This is a genomic window from Plantactinospora sp. CNZ321 (assembly GCF_004217235.1).
Map to the genome: position 1 here is coordinate 7,260,373 of NZ_SHKQ01000001.1, position 16,733 is coordinate 7,277,105.

Genomic DNA, 16,733 nt, shown 5'->3' on the forward strand with positions numbered 1-16,733 from the left:
CGGCGTCGGCCCGGCCGGGAAGAATTTGGTCGGGAGGACGCCCGCACAACGCCTCCGGCGCTGGGTCGTTAGAGCTTTGAAAGTCTACGGCGGTGCGTCCTCCCGCATGGAGCATCTTGCGTCGTGCAGATGCAGGCGTCAAGCCCTCCTCCGTGCGTTTTCGTCACCCGTGGCAAAACAGCAGCTACGCACCGCATCTGTACCGCCGGGCCCGGCGTGCTCCCGGCGACACGGAACGACCTCACCTGCAAGTTGCACGTGCATCTGCCCGGGCAGGCCAGGGCCGGTGCCGAAAATTTCCCCGAGAAAAATTCAGCCGAGCAGCCCGGCCTCGCGGGCCGCCCGCAGCGACGGCTTGACCCGGTACGTCGGACCGACCAGCGCCGCCACCGCGTCGAGGGTCTTGAGTCCCTCGCCGGTGTTGTAGACCACCGTCTCGGCGTCCGGGTCCAGCCGGCCGCTCGCCACCAGCTTGCCGAGCACGGCGACCGTCACCCCGCCGGCCGTCTCGGCGAAGACTCCGGTGGTGCGGGCCAACTGCCGGATGCCGGCGCGGATCTCGTCGTCGTCGGCGTAGTCCATCCAGCCGCCGGTGCGGCGGACCGCCTCCAGGGCGTAGAGCCCGGCGGCCGGGTCGCCGATGTTGAGCGACTTGGCGATCCCGGTCGGCCGGACCGGGGTGATCACGTCGGTGTCGGCGTGCAGCGCGGCGGCGATCGGGTTACAGCCGGCCGACTGGGCGCCGAAGACCTTCCACCCGTTGGCCGGCGCCTCGACCAGACCGATCTCGACCAGCTCGCTGAACGCCTTGTCGATCTTGGTCAGCAGTTCACCGCTGGCCATCGGGATCACCACCTGCTCGGGAATCCGCCACCCCAGCTGCTCGGCGACCTCGTAGCCCAGCGTCTTGGACCCCTCGGCGTAGTACGGCCGGACGTTGACGTTGACGAACGCGGTGTCAGCGAACTCGTCGGTCTCGACCAGCTCCCCGCAGAGCCGGTTGACGTCGTCGTACGAGCCGTCGATGGCGACCACGTCACCGTCGTAGACGGCGGTGGTCACCACCTTGCCCTGCTCCAGATCGCCGGGAATGAAGACGATCGACGGCACCCCGGCCCGGGCCGCGTGCGCGGCGACCGAGTTCGCCAGGTTGCCGGTCGAGGCGCAACCGAACCGGGTGAAGCCGAGACCACGGGCGGCGGTCAGCGCCACCGACACCACCCGGTCCTTGAACGAGTGGGTGGGGTTGGCGCTGTCGTCCTTGATCCAGAGCGGTGCCCGGATGCCCAGCTCGGCGGCGAGGCCGGCCGCCGGAACCAGCGGGGTCAGCCCGGGATCGAGGGTGACCCGGGCGCTCGGGTCCTGGCCGGTCGGCAGCAGGGCGGCGTACCGCCAGAGGTTCTTCGGGCCGGCCTCGATGTCGGCCCGGGTGACCCGGGCCAGGGTCGCGGCGTCGTAGCCGACCTCCAGCGGGCCGAAACACTCGTAACAGGCGTGCTGCGCCACCAGCGGGTAGTCCGTGCCGCAGCCGCGACAGACGAGCACGCGGGCGGGGTTGGGGGTTACCGGGCTGGTCTGGCTGGGGGTCGCGTCGATGATCGACGTCATGGCGACTGCCGTCCTCTCATCTTTCCCTGGCGCCGCACCGCGCGGCGGGGACGGATTTGGCACCTGCTCCGCCGTGGAGTGGTTGCCGGGGCGTCGTCGGGCCGTATCCCTCAGCCCCTCTGGATGAGGTATGAAGTTGTGCCGTCAGTCTACGGGTCCGGGGGGCCGCTGTCCCGGGTCTGTTTTCGGTGTGAGCAAGATCCCGGTCCGGGGCGCCGGCTCAGAGCGCCCGGGACTGCCGCAGCAGGGCCCGACCCACCCCGGCCACCGCGACCACGCCGACCAGCCCGAGCAGCAGGAAGTACGGCCAGGCGCCGGCGAAGCCGCGCAGCAGCGCCTCGCGCAGCGCGGTGACCCCGTAGGTGACCGGGTTGACGGCGGCGAGGATCCGCTGCACCGGCCCCAGGTTCTCGATCGGATAGAACGACGGGCTGGCGAAAAGCAACACCGGGGCCAGCACGTTCACCAGCACGGTGAACCGCTGGAAGTCCTGCACCAGGGTGGCGAGCAGCAGGTAGAGCGCGTTGAAGGCCAGTGCGGCGAGCAGCGCCCCGCAGAGCAGCGCCACCCACCTCTCCGTCGGCCAGCGGCCCCGGAAAAGAGCCGCCGAGACCGCCAGCGCGGCGACGGTCTGGGCCAGTACCAGGGCGGAGCCGGCGAGCAGCTTGCCGGCGACGTACTGCCGGCGGGTCAGCGGGTACGACCACAGTTCCAGCGCCATCCCGCTCATCCGCTCCTGGAACAGCGCCGTACCCGAGGTGGTGGCGGCCGCCAACAGCGAGGAGAACATCAACGCCGGGATCGCGAAGTCCGGGTAGCTGACCGGCCGGCCCCGGTAGTTGACCTCGCCGACCAGCGCGGTGAGCGAGGTGGCGAAGAGCGCGATGTAGACGGCGGTCGGCACCACCGCGAGCAGCAGGTTGGTGCGGTTGCGGGTGAGCAGCAGCCACTCCCGCCGCAGCGTCGCGGTGAGCCCCGAGCCCTGCCAGGGCGGTGGGGCGGCGGCGTCCCGGTCAACCGGACCGGGTGTGGTCACCGGGCCGTCACCACCGACCGTCGGGGTCACCGGACCGTCACCTCCGACCGTCGGGGTCACCGGGCCGTCACCTCCGATCGGGTCAGCGCCACGAAGGCGTCCTCCAGCGATGCCGTCGCCAGCTCCATGCTGAGCACGGGGATCTCCAGCTCGGCCAGCTCGGCCAGCAGCCGGGGCAGCCGCTGCCGCAGGTCCGGCCCGGTCAGCACGATGTCGTCGCCGCCCCTGACCGCCGCCAGGCCGAGCCGCCGCGCCCCGGCGGCAACCGCCGGCCAGGCGTCCTCCGATCCGGTACGCAGCCGGGCCCGTGCCTCGCCGCGTTCGTCCCGCAGCTGGTCCGGGCTGCCGTCCCGGACCAGCCGGCCGTGGTGGACCACCAGGACCCGCTCGGTGTTGCGTTCCACCTCGTCGAGGTAGTGGCTGGTCAGCACGATGGTCAGCTCGTGCCGGGTCCGCAGTTCGTCCAGGGTGGCCCAGACCCGGCGCCGCCCCTCGACGTCGAGCCCGGCCGACGGCTCGTCCAGCAGCAGGATCCTCGGCACCCGCAGCAGGGCCCGGACCACCTGGAGCCGCCGTCGCTGCCCGCCGGAGAGGGTGAAGACGAGCTGCTCCTCGCTGCCGGTCAGCTCGAAGGCGCCGAGCAGTTCGTCGACCCGGGAACTGGCGCTTCGCCAGGACAGGCCCCGGAACGCGGCGGCGATCTTCAGGTTGTCCCGGACCGTCAGCATCATGTCGAAGGGTCCGGACTGGTGCACCACCGCCACGTCCCGCTTCGCGCCGGCGTCGGGGCGGCGGCCGTGCACCAGGATCTGCCCGGAGCTGGGCGGGCAGGCACCGCAGACCATCTTGAGCAGGGTGGTCTTGCCTGCGCCGTTGGGGCCGAGCAGCCCGACGGACTGGCCGGGCGGCACGCTGAAGTCGAGCCCGTCGACGGCCGGGGTCGCGGCACCGGCGTACGTCTTGCACAGGTCGGCCGCGACGATCGCCGGATTCATCGCGCACCGTCGATCGCCGGCTCGGCCGGGAACCTCGACGGCGGCACCCCGAGCGTGGCGAGGACGATCCGGATCTCGTCCTGCGGGCCGGTCTCCCGTAGGGGTGGGCCGGTCCGCAGGTGGTGGTCGACGTCCTCCGGGGCGACCACCGGCTCGACGCCGTCACTCCCATCGCCCCATCCGTCGCCCCAAGCGGCGCCCCACCCGTCACCCCAAGCGGTGTCGCGTCTGGTGTCGCGTTCGGTGTCGCGTTCGGTGTCGCGCTCGGCGGGTCCGGCTGCCGGGTGTGCTGCGGGCCGCCCGAACCGGCAGCCGAGCACGATGTCGAGCCGGTCCACCGGACGGGCCGGGCGGCTCCGGCCGACGAGCCCGGTACGCAGGTCGTCCACCGGTCGTACCGCCGCCGGGGAGATGCCGACGGTCACCCCGCCGAGCGCGTCGAGCGCGTCGAGCGCCCGGCGTACCCGGTCGGGGAGGGCGGAGCCGGCCGCGAGGTGGCGTACCCGGACCAGGGTCGCCGAATGGCTGGCCCCCGCTGCCGGGAGCTGGTGATCGGTCTCCGGTACCGCCCAGGCCGCCGCCCCGGCCAGCCAGAGCGTGACGCCGTCCGGGAGCGGTACCGCCGCTTCGGTACCGTCCCGGGCACCCGGGGCGCGCGCCGGGACCTGCGGCACCCGGCCGAGTACCGCCGCCCGGGGCACCGGTGGGTCGTACAGCGGCAGGTTGTCGCCGGCCGTCAGCAGGTGGTCCGGCCGCCAGGCGACCACCCGGTGCACGACGATCCGCTCACCGTGCTGGTAGGCGACGACCTCGCCGGGGCGGAGCCGGTCGAACTCGACCGGTTCGACCACGACGGTTCCGGCCTGCAGCGCCGGCAACATGCTGGAGCCGCTGACCGGCACCCGGGCGGTACGTCCGGCGGCCAGCGCCGCCCGGACCAGATCGGCGAAGCCGGCTCCGCTCACCGGTCACCGTCCCCGCCGCCCGGCGCCGGCTCGGGGGTGCCGAGCAGGTTGCGGGCCTGGAGCAGCGCGACGAACTCGCGGACGTCCCGGCCGATGACGTCGCGTTCCCGCTCGTCGTCGCTGCCGAACTCGTCGGCCAGCTCGCGGATCACGGTCTCGACGTCACTGCCGGCGGCGAGCCGCCGCCAGATCAGCGCGGCGCTCGCGTTGAACGTCTGGAACTCACCGTCGTCAGGGTTGTAGAGCCGGACCTCGTCCTCGTTGTCGACCCAGACGATCTCGGGGTTGATTCCGACCGTCACGCGGCACCTCCCGCTCCGGTGACCAGCAGCGGCAGCGACCGGCGGGCCCCGGCGGGCGGGGACCAGGTGCGCCAGTCGTCGTACACCGGGTGCACCGAGCCGTCCCGGACCAGTCGGGGCACGGTCATCTCGGACTCCCGTTCCAGCAGGTCGGCACCGCCGAAACCGGTGGAGCGCCAGATGTTGGTGATCATCGAGTGCCGGAGGATCCGGCAGTGGTCGCGGCTGTTCCGCTTCACCGAGCCGGACTCGGCGGCGTGGTACGCCCGGCAGCCGCCGCCGCAGGCCGCCCGGATGTAGCAGCGCCGGCAGTCGGCGAGGTTCTCGCCCTCGAAGACGTTGTTCGCCCGCAGGTCGGCCAGGACGGGTGAGGCGAAGACCTCGCGCAGCGGCTGGGTCCGGACGTTGCCGGCCTTGTGCAGCGGGCCGGTGACCAGCTTGCAGGGGTAGACGTCGCCGAGCGAGTTGATGTAGATCTCGGTGCCGCCGAGCCCGCAGTTGGCCCGGATCGAGCAGGGCTTGACCGCCTTCGGGCCCTCGGTGAGGATCTTCCGGGCCACCGGGTTCGTCCAGGTGAAACGCTGCACCGCGAGGTGGTGCTCCCAGCCGAAGTGGACGCCGTCGGAGGCGCCCCGGCCGATCCCGGTGTGGTTCATCATCCGGACCTTGCTGAACTCGATCCCGTCCAGGAACGACATCAGGTCGTCCAGCCCGGACAGGTTCTCCGGCGACACCACGTGGTTGATCGCGGGTTTGACACCGGCGGCGTTGAGCAGGGTCAGCCCGCGTACGGTCTGCGCGAAGGTGCCCTCGCCCCGGGTCTTCTCGTGCGTCTCGGCGGTGCCGCCGTCCAGGCTGACGGTGACGCTGGCGAAGGTGTCGGCGATCCGCCGGGCGGTGGCGGCGTCGCGGATCCGGGTCCCATTGGTGATCATGTTGACCCGCAGGCCACGGCTGCGGGCGTGGTCGGCCACGGCGAAGAAGTCGCGGCGCAGCATCGGCTCGCCGCCGGTCAGGATGAGCAGCTCCGCACCCATGTCCGCGATCTGGTCCACCAGGTCGAGGGACTCCGCCGGCTCCAGTTCGCCGGGGAGCTTGCGGGTGGAGGATGCGTAGCAGTACGGGCAACGCAGGTTACAGCCGTCGGTGATGGCGTAGTAGACCATCTTCAGCGCGGGTTCGGCCGGCCGGACCCGGGGCTGCTGGCCCGGCAGGTAGACCAGCCAGTTCAGCACCAGGGTGGCGAGCACCCGTTCGAGTTCGGTCCGCCCGCCCGGCTCGGTCGCCGCCGCGGTCGGTCCGGTGGCCCAGGCCGGCGGCGGGGCATCACCGGCGAGCGCCCGCAGCAACCCGAGTTCGTCCTCGGTGAGCACCGCCCAGGCGGCCAGGCCGGGATTCTCCACCAGATACCGGTCCCGGCACTGGAAATAGACGAGGTCGTCCGGGACGACCAGCGAGTTCCACATCGTCGACAGCCGCATGACCACTCCCTTCCCCGCCGGGGGAGCCGCCGTCGGGCGGCTCCCCCGGTCAACCGTCGGACGTGGCTACTGGGCCTGGCCGGAGCCGGCGCCGGCCAGCGCGCCACAGGCGCACGCGCAGCCGAGCTGGGCGGCGAAGTCGGCGGACTGGATGGCGGGCTTCACCCATTTGGTCATTGCGGTGTCCCCTCTTCCTGGCAAGATCCCGGGCGGCGGGGTCTGGCCCCACACGGTGAACCCGGGCCCCCGTGATCATCACTGACTGTGATCGACGTCTGCCAGAGAGCAAAAGTGTCGTCTTGACAGCCGGTCGACCCGGACCTAACGTCCGGTTTCTCCCGCCACCCGTCCCACGTTCCGGGTCCCCTCCCCGGCGGAAGGTAGGTGCCGTCTCCCGTGCCCGTGATCTCGGTCTCCGTGGTCGACGACGACCGGATGCTGCTGGACGGCATGGCCGCCTGGCTCGGCTCAGTACCCGACCTGCGGCTGCTCGGCACGGCTGCCACCGTCGACCAGCTCCTCGACACCGAGCCCGGCCGGGCCGACGTCGTCGTCCTCGACCTGCTGCTGGCGGACGGGTCGGCGCCGGTCGAGAACGTACGCCGACTCGTCGCCACCGGCCGCCCGGTGCTGGTGGTCAGCGTGGTACCGCACGTGGTGCACGGCGTGGACGTGATCCGGGCCGGCGCGTCGGGCTACCTCACCAAGGACCACGACCTGCCGAGCCTCGCCGAGGCGATCCGGACCGTCGCCCGGGGCGACGTCGCGCACTCCCCCGAGCTGGCCTTCGCCTGGTCCTGTGACGAGCGGCCGGACCGGCCAAGGCTGGCACCCCGGGAACGGGCGGTGCTGGTCGCGTACGCCTCCGGGATGACGCTGACGGCCGCGGCCCGCAAGGTCGGGATCCAGCCGGCGACCGCCCGGCAGTACCTGGACCGGGTCAAGGCGAAATACTGCGAGGCGGGTCGGCCGACGTACACGAAACTCGACCTCGCCGACCGGGTCCGCGAGGACGGGCTGCACCGCTACCCGTCGGCGGCCGCCGGGGGTGGCACCGACCAGAGCAGCTCGACGCTGGTGCCATGACCGGGCTCGGAGAAGAGCCGCACCTCCCCGCCGATCTCGGCCATCCGGTCGACGATGGAGCGGCGCAGCCCGAACCCCGCACCGGTGGCGGTGGTGTCGAACCCGACCCCACGGTCGACGACCCGTACCCCGAGCACCTCGTCGTGCCAGTCCACCGTGAGCCACGCCTCGCCGGTCCCGGCGTGCCGGGCCACGTTGTTCAACGCCTCCCGGGCGGCGTCACAGATCGCCTGTACGACGTGTCGGGGCGGCTGCGCCGGCACGGTGCCGGAACGCAGGTGCACCCGCAGGCCGAGCGCGGTCGCGTCGGCCGCCACGTCGGCCAGGCTGGCGCCGAGCGTGCTCACCGCCGCCGTCCTGTCCTCGGTGACCAGCCCCCGGATGTAGTCGGCCTCCCGGCCGCAGCGCCGCCGCACGTCGTCGGCGCGATGGTCCAGCCCGCCCCGGGCGATCGCGGTCAGCGTCGCCAGCGCGGTGTCGTGCAGCCGGCGGTGGTGGTGCAGGCGTTCGGCGTACCGGGCCGACACGGCCGCCGCCGTCGTCTCGGCGGCGAGCCGGCGCTGGGTCGCCTCGTCGACCGCGCTGGCCTGTGCGCAGAGGTAGCGGCGCATGAAGTGCAGCAGCAGCGCGAACCACAGGCTGGAGTTGACGTGGTTGACGAAGCCCGACTCCCAGGGCGGTAGCCCACCGATCTGCACCGACGCGGCGGCGACCGCGGTCAGCACCAGCAGCGCCAGCCCGACGAGCAGCGCCCGCAGGCTCAGCACCGCGCCGACCAGCGCCGCCGAGCCGAGGGCGAACTTGCTGGCCCAGTTCGCCGCCGACAGCTCGTAGCCGGGCAGGATGTTGACGTTGACCACCACCAGCAGCCCGCAGGTGATCGCCACGTCCACCGCGACGTGCCCGTAGCTGAACCAGCCCCGCCGCCACACGGCCGCGGCGAGGAGGACGTTCCAGAGCACCACGGCGAGCAGCAGCGCCGTGTTCAGCGCCGGGCTGTGGTAGCGGCCGGCTCCGCTGGTCATCCCGGCCAGCGCCGGCACGACGTAGCTCGCCCGCTGTCCGAAGAGCAGCACCGCGAGAAAACGCAGCGCCCGTTCCCGGCCGGGCATCGCGACCATCAGCCGGGCGTCCACCCAGCCCAGTCGCGCCTCGGCGAGGAACCGGCTGATCCGCCGGGGCGGTCGCCCGACCCGGGCGACACGGTCCAGCACCGAACCCCACCCCCGTCACAGAGTCACCGGACGGCCACCCACAGCCCCGAACCGCCGACTATAGGGAAGCGAACTGGACACGTACCACTTGGAGGTCCGCGATCTTGTTCACTTCGACCCTGGACCTCGTACCGAGGTGATCTTGCCTCCACCGCGGCCATGGTTCACCCTCAAGGCGTCACCCTTGCCCGTCTGCTTTTGGTGCGCATTGCGAGAGGACACCCAAAGTGGCAAAGAGCGAGCATTCGGACGAGACCTTGGCGCGCGAGTACCTGCGCGACGCAGTGCGCCAGCAGGGCAGACCCGGCATCGACCCGATCGACTCGCTCGTGACGATGTCCGACGACGCGAACGTGGACACGACGGCCCGCCGCCTGGATCGCCACCTTCACCGGGGCCGCGGGCCACACCGCCGGGACGTGGGGCGGCGTCGATGAGGGGGTCCCCGATCAACGAGCCGTCACCGCTACCCGACGTGGTGCCGGGTAGCGCCCGGGTCGGTCGGACCGTGTCACCGCGGCTGATCGGACGCGCCGACGAGGTGGCGCAGGCAGTGGTGGCGTTGACTCGGCTGCCCGCGGTCGTGGTCATCGAAGGCGAGGCGGGGATCGGCAAGACCCGGCTGCTGGCCGAAATACGCTCCCGGCCCGAGCTTGCCGGCTTACGGTTCGTGACCGGAGCGTGTCAACGGATCCGAGATCCGTTTCCGCTCGGTGCGGTGGTGGACGCGCTGCGCAAGCACCCCGACCAGATTCGCGCCGACCGACTGACACCGGCGGCGGGGGCGCTGCGGCCCCTGCTGCCCGAGCTGGCGGACCTGCTGCCGCCGCGCCCGGAGCCGCTGGACGACCGGATCGCCGAACGGCATCGCGTCTTCCGCGGCCTGGTCGAGGTCCTCCACGGGCTCGATCCGGTGGCGTTGGTCATCGAGGACCTGCACTGGGCCAACGAGCTGACCGTCGACTTCGTTAACTACCTACTCGACGACCCTCCGCCAGGGCTGGCATTGCTGGCCACCTACCGCGGTGAGGAGTGCACCGCTGAAATGCGCGGGCTGACGTCCAGGCTGCCGCCGTCGGTGAGCCGGGCCCACCTCGTACTGGAACCGCTCGACGTCGCCGAGACCGGCGCGCTCGGCGCCGCGATTCTCGACACCGACCGGCTCAGCGACGAGTTCGCGGCCAAGCTACGCGAACGGTCCTCCGGGGTGCCTTTCGCGATCGAAGAACTCCTGGCGCTGCTTCGTGCTCGGGGCACCCTCGTACGGCACGACGACGGCTGGGCACGTCGCAGAATCGACGAGTTGGAAGTCCCGCTCGGCATCCGCGCCTCGGTCCTCGAACGGGCCAGCCGTCTGCCCAAGGACGCTCGAACCGTGCTCGCGGCCACCGCCGTGTTGCAGACCCCGGTCCCGCTGCGCGTCCTGGTCGGGGCCTGCCCGATTCCGCCGAACCGGATCAGCGGCGGGCTGGACGCGGCCCTCGCGTCCGGCCTCCTGGTCGAGCGAGACAACGCGGTCGGATTCCGGCACGTACTGGCCGCGCAGTCCGTGTACGAGAACCTCACCCTGCCCCGCCGCGTCGAGCTGCACGGTCGCGCCGCCACCGCGCTCCGGCGCGAACGGCCGGTGCCGCTCGGCCAGCTCGCCCATCATCTCCACCACGCCGGCCGCGAGGAGGAATGGGCGGTCGCGGCCGAGCGGGCCGCCGACCAGGCGCTCGAGCTCGGACACGAGGACGAGGCCGTGCGGCTCCTGCGCGACGTACTCGATGAGGCCCACCTCGAACCCGAGCATCGCGGCCGGATCGCGGTGAGGCTCGGTCAGGCCGCCATGGAGAGCGCCCGCATGGCCGGGGTCCTCGATCTGTTGTCGGCGGTCCTCGATGAGGATGGACACCGGCTGTCCCGGCCGGTGCGCGGCGAACTGCGGTTCTGGATGGCCATGGTCTTTCATACCACCGGCCAGGACCCGGCCCAGCAGTATCAGCTGCGCAGCGAGGCGGTCGGTGACCTGTCGGCGCGCCCCGATCTGCGGGCGTGGGCAATGGTGCTCCTCTCGATGCCGATGGCTCCCGGTGTGGCGATGGCCGAACACCTGGACTGGCTCGAACGGGCGCGGGTGTCGCTCGAGGAGGTCGATGACTCGAGCATGAAGGTCTTGCTCCTGGGCAAGATCGCGATGATGTCGACTGTTACGGGTGATCGCCGCTGGCGAGACCTCACCGTTCGCATGGACGAGCTGACCGGAGGGGTGCCGCGCAATCGCCGCGAGGTCGGTGCGTACTGGTCGGTGGGCCTGGCCGCCTGCAATGTCGGCCACCACGACTCCGCCGCCGCGCTGCTCGCCGCCGGCTTCGCAGGCGAACCGAACTGCGGCAGCACCCGTCCAGGCCTGTACCTTCGACGTGCCCAGATACTGTTGGACTACTGCACCGGTGTTTGGGCGAGGTTGGACGACGACCTCGCGATCGTGTTCGACCGGCTGCGAGACGACGATCAGCTCATGCGGGTCGCCATCATCGTCGTCGCGGGATGCCTGGAACTCGCCCGGGGCCACTTCGACGCGGCGTACGAGCGACTCGCCGTCGAGCTTCGCGACTCGGCCCCGATCGACGGCGACCTGCTCCCGCTTCGTACCGCCGCGCTGGTCCGGCTCGCCCTGGCCCGCGACGACACCGAGGCGGCAGTCGCGACCGCGGAGCGGTTCCTGGCCCAACTCGAGATGAAGCCGATGTGGCCGCCAGCGGTTCGGGCGCTGCCACCGATGACCGACGCGATGGTCGCGGCGGGCCGGATCGACGACGCCCGCGTCCTGGTGGACCGATTCGAGACCGCGCTGCGCGGTTTGGACGCTCCTCTGGTGCCGGCGACCCTCGCCCACGCCCGGGGCTACCTCGCCCGGGCCGCCGACGATCCTCGGGCGGCGGCGGCCCAGTTCCTGACAGCGGCCGAGCTATACGAGCCAGCGCGTTGCGGCTACGAGGCCGCGCAGGCGCGCGAACTGGCCGCCCGATGTCAGTTCGTGACCGACGACTCACGCGCGGCCGGGACGCTGCTGATGGCGATCTCGACCTACGAGAGGCTGGGCGCCACCTGGGATCTGCGTCGCGCTGCCGGATTGGCCCGCGCGCGAAGTGTGCGGATGCCGGGCCGGCATCGTGGCGGCAGCCGCGGCTACGGCGCCGAGCTGTCCCCCCGGGAGCGGGAGGTCGCAATGCTCGCCGCCACCGGCCGGAGCAATCAGGACATCGCCGGTCACCTCTACCTCTCGGTCAGCACGGTGAAGAAGCACCTCGCCGCAGCGATGCGCAAGCTCGATGTCGGCTCGCGGGCGGCGCTGGCCCACCTGCTGTCGGGTGGGCACCAGGGCGACGACTTTGAGAATGGATCTTCCGGTCCATAGCAACTCGCACCGTGGCACCGCACGCTGCTGACATGGACGACCCAGACACTTCCGGCGACGATCACTCCCCTGACCCTGGGCTCGCCGGCGGGCCGCCACCGCGAGCCGACCCCTCCACGCCGTGTCCCGCACCCGGCGACGACGAACAGTCGTCCGAGCCGCCGGAGGTGAGATCCGAGCCAGACGACGGGTGGGTCCCCGCGTAGTCGCACTGTTCCGTTCCTCAAGGGGTAGCCAGGAAGGCCACACCATGCGCAGTTCACCATTACCCTTCCGCCGGCCGCGATTGCGGCGGGCGCTGACCAGCGCGGCCACCGGCCTCGGTGTCATCGCCGGCATGCTGGTCGCCGGTACCACCGGCGGCGGTGTCGCGGCGGCCAGCCCGAACCCGGCTCCGTCGGCCGACAATAAGATCGCGGCCGATCTGAACAGCGAGTTCGAACGCTCCGCCGGCGCGCCGCAGGACTTCTGGGTGTCGTTCGAACAGACGGCCGACACCAGCGGTGCACGGGAGATCGACGACTGGACCGAGCGTGGGCAGTACGTGGTCGACCGGCTCAAAGAGACCGCGCGGGAGTCCCAGGCCGACACCATCGCGCTGCTCGACGCCGCCGGGGTGGACCACACGACGTTCTGGATCAGCAACGCGATCCGGATCGAGGCCGGCGACTACGGGCTGGCCCGGCAACTCGCCGCTGAACCGGCCGTGAAGCGGGTGTTCGCGCCGGTCCAGTACGAGAAGCCCGACCCGATCGACCAACGCCTGGTGGACTCGCGGCTGGGCCCCAACGCCGAGGCCACCGTCGAGTGGGGGGTCCAGAACATCAAGGCCGACCAGGTGTGGGAGACGTACGGGGTACGCGGCGACGGCATCGTCATCGCCAACATCGACACCGGCGTGCAGTTCGACCACCCCGCACTGGCGAACTCGTACCGGGGAAATAACGGCGACGGCACCTTCGACAACGACTACAACTGGTTCGACGCCACCGGCGCCTCGGACTTCCCGATCGACGGACACGGTCATGGCACGCACACGATGGGCACGATGGTCGGTGATGACGGCGGCGCCAACCAGGTCGGGGTGGCACCGGGCGTGACGTGGATCGCGGCCAACGGCTGCGCCACCTGCGCCACGGAGGACCTGATCGCCTCGGCGCAGTGGATGCTGGCACCCACCCGGGTGGACGGGTCAGACCCGAATCCGGCGATGCGACCCAACATCATCAACAACTCGTGGGGATCCAAGACGCCGACCAACGACCCACTGATGCCCGACGTGCTGGCCGCGTGGGCCGACGCCGGCATCTTCGGAGTGTGGGCGAACGGCAACAACGGCTCTGGGTGTGCGACGTCCGGATCACCGGGCAGCCGCACGCTCAACTACTCGGTCGGGGCCTACGACAGCACGAACACGATTGCCGGCTTCTCCTCTCGCGGGCCGGGCCAGGACGGCGAGACCAAGCCGAACGTCTCCGCTCCCGGCGTCGACGTCCGCTCGTCCTACCCGGGCAACCGGTACGCGGTGCTCAACGGTACGTCGATGGCCGCCCCGCACGCCGCCGGGGCGATCGCGCTGTTGTGGTCGGCCGACCCGTCCCTGATCGGGGACATCGCCGCCACCCGAGCGCTCCTCGACGGCACCGCGATCGACACCGCCGACGACCAGTGCGGCGGTACCACCGATGACAACAACGTCTACGGCGAAGGCCGACTGGAGGCGTTGGCGCTGGTCGAAGCCACCAACCCGGGTGGGACCGGCACGATCGCCGGTACCGTGACCCACGACGAGACCGGTGACCCCGTCGGCGGGGTCGCGATCCGGCTGAGCGCCGGTGACCTGCTCCGATCCACCCGCACCGGCGACGACGGCGCCTACTCCGCGCACGTCCCGGCCGGCGACTACCAGGCCACGGTGTCCGCGTTCGGGTACGAGACCATAACGGTCCCGATCTCCGTCACCGCCGGCCGGACCACCACCACCGACATTGCGCTGACCGCCGCCCCGGGGTTCAGCGTCTCCGGCACCGTGGTCGACGAGCGCAGCGGACGGCCCATCCCCGGCACCACCGTCACCGTCGCCGGCTCCCGGTTCTCCGCGACCACCGACAACGCCGGAACGTTCGCCGTCGAGGGCATTCCCGGTCCCCAGCGGTACCTCATCACCATCGACCCGCCCGGCGCGTGCTCCAAGACGCTGCGACGGTCGGTCGTCGTCAACGAGGACATCTCGATGTCGGTGCTGAAACCAGCCCGTAATACCGACCAACCCTCGTTCGGGTGGGGAGCGCCGTACGGGTTCAGCTGCGTCGTCGAGCCCACCGAATGGATCGCCGGCGACACCCCCGTCGAGATGCCGTCGCACGCCTTCGACCACGTTGAGCTGGACCTGCCGTTCCCGTTCACCTACTTCGGTAAGCGGTTCGACACGATCCTGGTCAACACGGCCGGCACAGCGACATTCGATGCCGACATCGGGCACTCGGCGGTTCTTGACGTCTTCACGCAGGGGATCCTCCCGCCAGAAGCCCTGCTGACGCGGGTGACGGGCACCGCACCGAACCGGGCGTTCACCGTGGAGTGGCGGGACCTTTCGTGGGTCGAAGTGCCCGGCACGGTCTCGGTGGAGCTGACTCTGCACGAGAACGGCGACATCGTGTACGCGTACAAGGATCTCGACCCAACGAAACCGTGGCAGCTGGGCAGCCAGGCCCGCGTCGGGTTGACCGACTCCAGCCCGAACGGCAGGGCCGCAAACCGCGTCCACCTCGTGTACTCAGACAGTGCGCCGGTGTTGAGTAGTGACCGGCAGATCCGGTTCGAACTCCCTCCGAACGGATTCGTGGCCGGGCATGTGACGGACAAGGCCACCGGCGAACCGGTCGCCAACGCCTCGGTCGAGCTGTACAACCAGTACGGCACGCGCCTGATGCGCACGACCACCGACGCCGACGGGGACTACTGGTTGCAGCTCATGACCGGCCAGCGATACTCCATCGGCGTGATCAAGGCGCCCGACTACGAGACGCCGTCGCCCACCCCGATCGAGCTGACCAAAGACCGTGAGGTCCGCCAGCTCACCACCACCCTGCACAGTGGGCGGATCCAGCTCTCCGACGACACGATCACCCTGCGTCAGGGCCACACCGAGAAGATCCGGCTCACCAACCGCGGCGATCGGCAGCTGACCTGGTGGGCCACCACCCATGAGGCGGGGTCGACGCCACCACCGGGCAGTGCACTCGACGCCGTCGACGTCTCGGATGCCTTCCCATTGCCCGCATACCTGTCGTCGTTGGCATACGTCGACGACAACACCTGGTGGGCCGGCAGCGTGCCGGCCGCGGTGGTCGAGCTCGACCGTGGCCACTTGACGGGTGCCGAAATCGATCTCGGCTCCGTCGCCCGACAGCTCGGTCTGCCCAGTGACCGGATTCTGTGGCCAAAGGCGACGGCCTGGCTACCCGGGCGCGGCTGGCAGTGCCTGTTCCCGTCGTTCCAGGCCGCCGACACCATCGCCTGCATTGACCCGGAAACCTCACAGGTACGCGCGAAGATCCCCACCGGCTACACGAATGAGGAACCGACCGGGCTCGCATACGATCCGGACCGGGACCTGTTCTACATGACCATCGTCGACGGGTACCAGACCCGGTTGCGCACGCTGGATGGCCCCTATCATCCGGAACCGGGGACGGTCCGGAACACCTGCGTGTTGCCCGACGACACGCAGGAACTCTCCTACAATCCCACAACGCGCACTCTGTGGACGATGACCCTGCAAGGATTCGCCAAGCCGGAAACTCAGACCGGGTTCCTACGGATCGAGCCCGAGCACTGCCATGCCACGGCCGACCCGCGGCTGGATCGCTCACGCGGCTTCTTGGGAGACCTCGACGAGGACGGCAACCTCCTCGTCCGGTCCAGCAACTTCGCTCCGATCACGATCAGCACGGTGCAGACGCCGGATCCGACCGCGGACACCATTCCGTGGCTGCACGTGTCGACCGACTCCGGGACGCTTGCCAAGAATCGGTCGCAGGGGATCGAGATCAGTGTTGACTGGAACGCCGTACCCGAGGGCGTCACCGGAGCGAAGCTCGTCTTCCGCGGCAACGGCGGAGCCAACTCCACGGTGACCGTTCCGATCGAGCTCGCCCAGACCCGGAGCGGCACATCCGGCCCGGACTGGATCGACGGCACCGACGGTCCGGAGAACGTCCTGGCGCTCGACGGTGACGACGTCGTGCTCGGCGGTGGCGGCGAGGACCAGATCGTCGGCGGTCGCGGCGACGACATCCTCAGCGGCGACCTCGATGACGACGTCATCAACGGCGGTTCCGGGGCCGACGTCATCCTTGGCGGGCCGGGCGCCGACATCCTGACCCCCGGTTACGGGGCCGACATCGTCTACGCCGGTGCCGGCAATGACACCGTCACACTCCGGCGCGACGGAGACCGTGACACCATCGTGTGCGGACCCGGCCGCGACAAGGTCGTCTACCTCGGCCAGCGCGACCCCCACGACGTTCTCCAAGGCTGCGAGAACGTCGTGACCCGCGCGATCCCCGCGACGTCCCCCACAGCCGCGAAACTATGGTGACCCGCACCTGACCCAACCCCCGGATAGCCTTCGGCGGCGC

At 70.9% G+C, this 16,733-nt stretch carries 12 protein-coding genes and 1 riboswitch; of the genes, 4 read left to right on the top strand and 8 right to left on the bottom strand.

Translation table 11 applies throughout. The features are described from left to right. Window positions 1–312: 312 nt before the first annotated feature. The 7 genes from thrC to stsA all read right to left on the bottom strand — a co-directional run bounded on the left by thrC (window position 313) and on the right by stsA (window position 6,564). Window positions 313–1,608, bottom strand: coding sequence for a threonine synthase (gene thrC, locus EV371_RS31585; protein ID WP_130465276.1), 1,296 nt, complete (start codon window positions 1,606–1,608; stop codon window positions 313–315). A 13-nt stretch (window positions 1,609–1,621) separates the two neighbouring features. Next, window positions 1,622–1,738, bottom strand: a riboswitch (SAM riboswitch). Between the two features lie 90 nt (window positions 1,739–1,828). Then, window positions 1,829–2,704, bottom strand: coding sequence for an ABC transporter permease (locus EV371_RS31590; RefSeq protein ID WP_207230660.1), 876 nt, complete (start codon window positions 2,702–2,704; stop codon window positions 1,829–1,831). Next, window positions 2,701–3,639, bottom strand: a complete 939-nt coding sequence (locus tag EV371_RS31595) for an ABC transporter ATP-binding protein (protein ID WP_130465277.1) — start codon at window positions 3,637–3,639, stop codon at window positions 2,701–2,703. Before EV371_RS31595 ends, EV371_RS31590 begins: the two co-directional genes overlap by 4 nt. Beyond that, complete coding sequence (locus tag EV371_RS31600; RefSeq protein WP_130465278.1) at window positions 3,636–4,604, bottom strand: S24/S26 family peptidase; 969 nt, start codon at window positions 4,602–4,604, stop codon at window positions 3,636–3,638. Before EV371_RS31600 ends, EV371_RS31595 begins: the two co-directional genes overlap by 4 nt. After that, entirely contained in the window at window positions 4,601–4,906 is a 306-nt protein-coding gene (locus tag EV371_RS31605) for a PqqD family peptide modification chaperone (RefSeq protein WP_165436885.1), read from the bottom strand. Before EV371_RS31605 ends, EV371_RS31600 begins: the two co-directional genes overlap by 4 nt. Continuing rightward, window positions 4,903–6,387 carry a StsB family radical SAM/SPASM domain sactipeptide maturase gene (gene stsB, locus EV371_RS31610; protein ID WP_130465279.1) on the bottom strand — a complete coding sequence of 495 codons (1,485 nt, stop codon included), beginning with the start codon at window positions 6,385–6,387 and terminating at the stop codon, window positions 4,903–4,905. The genes EV371_RS31605 and stsB overlap by 4 nt, the downstream gene beginning before the upstream one ends. A gap of 66 nt (window positions 6,388–6,453) precedes the next feature. Beyond that, window positions 6,454–6,564: a StsA family sactipeptide RiPP gene (gene stsA, locus EV371_RS34850; protein WP_349338852.1), complete on the bottom strand. Its 111-nt coding sequence runs from the start codon at window positions 6,562–6,564 to the stop codon at window positions 6,454–6,456. Between the two features lie 219 nt (window positions 6,565–6,783). Between stsA and EV371_RS31615 the strand changes: the two genes are divergently transcribed. Beyond that, entirely contained in the window at window positions 6,784–7,473 is a 690-nt protein-coding gene (locus EV371_RS31615; protein ID WP_349338853.1) for a response regulator, read from the top strand. Here the strand turns inward: EV371_RS31615 and EV371_RS31620 are convergent. Continuing rightward, window positions 7,413–8,687 carry an ATP-binding protein gene (locus tag EV371_RS31620; RefSeq protein ID WP_130465280.1) on the bottom strand — a complete coding sequence of 425 codons (1,275 nt, stop codon included), beginning with the start codon at window positions 8,685–8,687 and terminating at the stop codon, window positions 7,413–7,415. The genes EV371_RS31615 and EV371_RS31620 overlap by 61 nt on opposite strands. A 227-nt stretch (window positions 8,688–8,914) precedes the next feature. On the opposite strand from EV371_RS31620, the gene EV371_RS31625 reads away from it, so the two are divergent. From EV371_RS31625 to EV371_RS31635, 3 genes are all read left to right on the top strand, one after another. Beyond that, window positions 8,915–9,124, top strand: a complete 210-nt coding sequence (locus EV371_RS31625; RefSeq protein ID WP_130465281.1) for a hypothetical protein — start codon at window positions 8,915–8,917, stop codon at window positions 9,122–9,124. Continuing rightward, a complete protein-coding gene (locus EV371_RS31630; RefSeq protein WP_130465282.1) occupies window positions 9,121–12,090 on the top strand; it encodes a LuxR family transcriptional regulator in 2,970 nt (989 codons plus the stop codon). Before EV371_RS31625 ends, EV371_RS31630 begins: the two co-directional genes overlap by 4 nt. Before the next feature lie 286 nt (window positions 12,091–12,376). Then, the gene (locus tag EV371_RS31635; RefSeq protein WP_165436886.1) at window positions 12,377–16,693 is read left to right on the top strand and encodes a S8 family serine peptidase; all 4,317 of its coding nucleotides are present in this window, start codon (window positions 12,377–12,379) and stop codon (window positions 16,691–16,693) included. Window positions 16,694–16,733: the final 40 nt, after the last annotated feature.

Bases quoted from the DNA above. Each gene is read 5' to 3' on its own strand.
- stsA (WP_349338852.1), bottom strand. From the start codon at position 6,564: ATGACCAAATGGGTGAAGCCCGCCATCCAGTCCGCCGACTTCGCCGCC.
- thrC (WP_130465276.1), bottom strand. From the start codon at position 1,608: ATGACGTCGATCATCGACGCGACCCCCAGCCAGACCAGCCCGGTAACC.
- EV371_RS31595 (WP_130465277.1), bottom strand. From the start codon at position 3,639: ATGAATCCGGCGATCGTCGCGGCCGACCTGTGCAAGACGTACGCCGGT.
- EV371_RS31630 (WP_130465282.1), top strand. From the start codon at position 9,121: ATGAGGGGGTCCCCGATCAACGAGCCGTCACCGCTACCCGACGTGGTG.
- stsB (WP_130465279.1), bottom strand. From the start codon at position 6,387: ATGCGGCTGTCGACGATGTGGAACTCGCTGGTCGTCCCGGACGACCTC.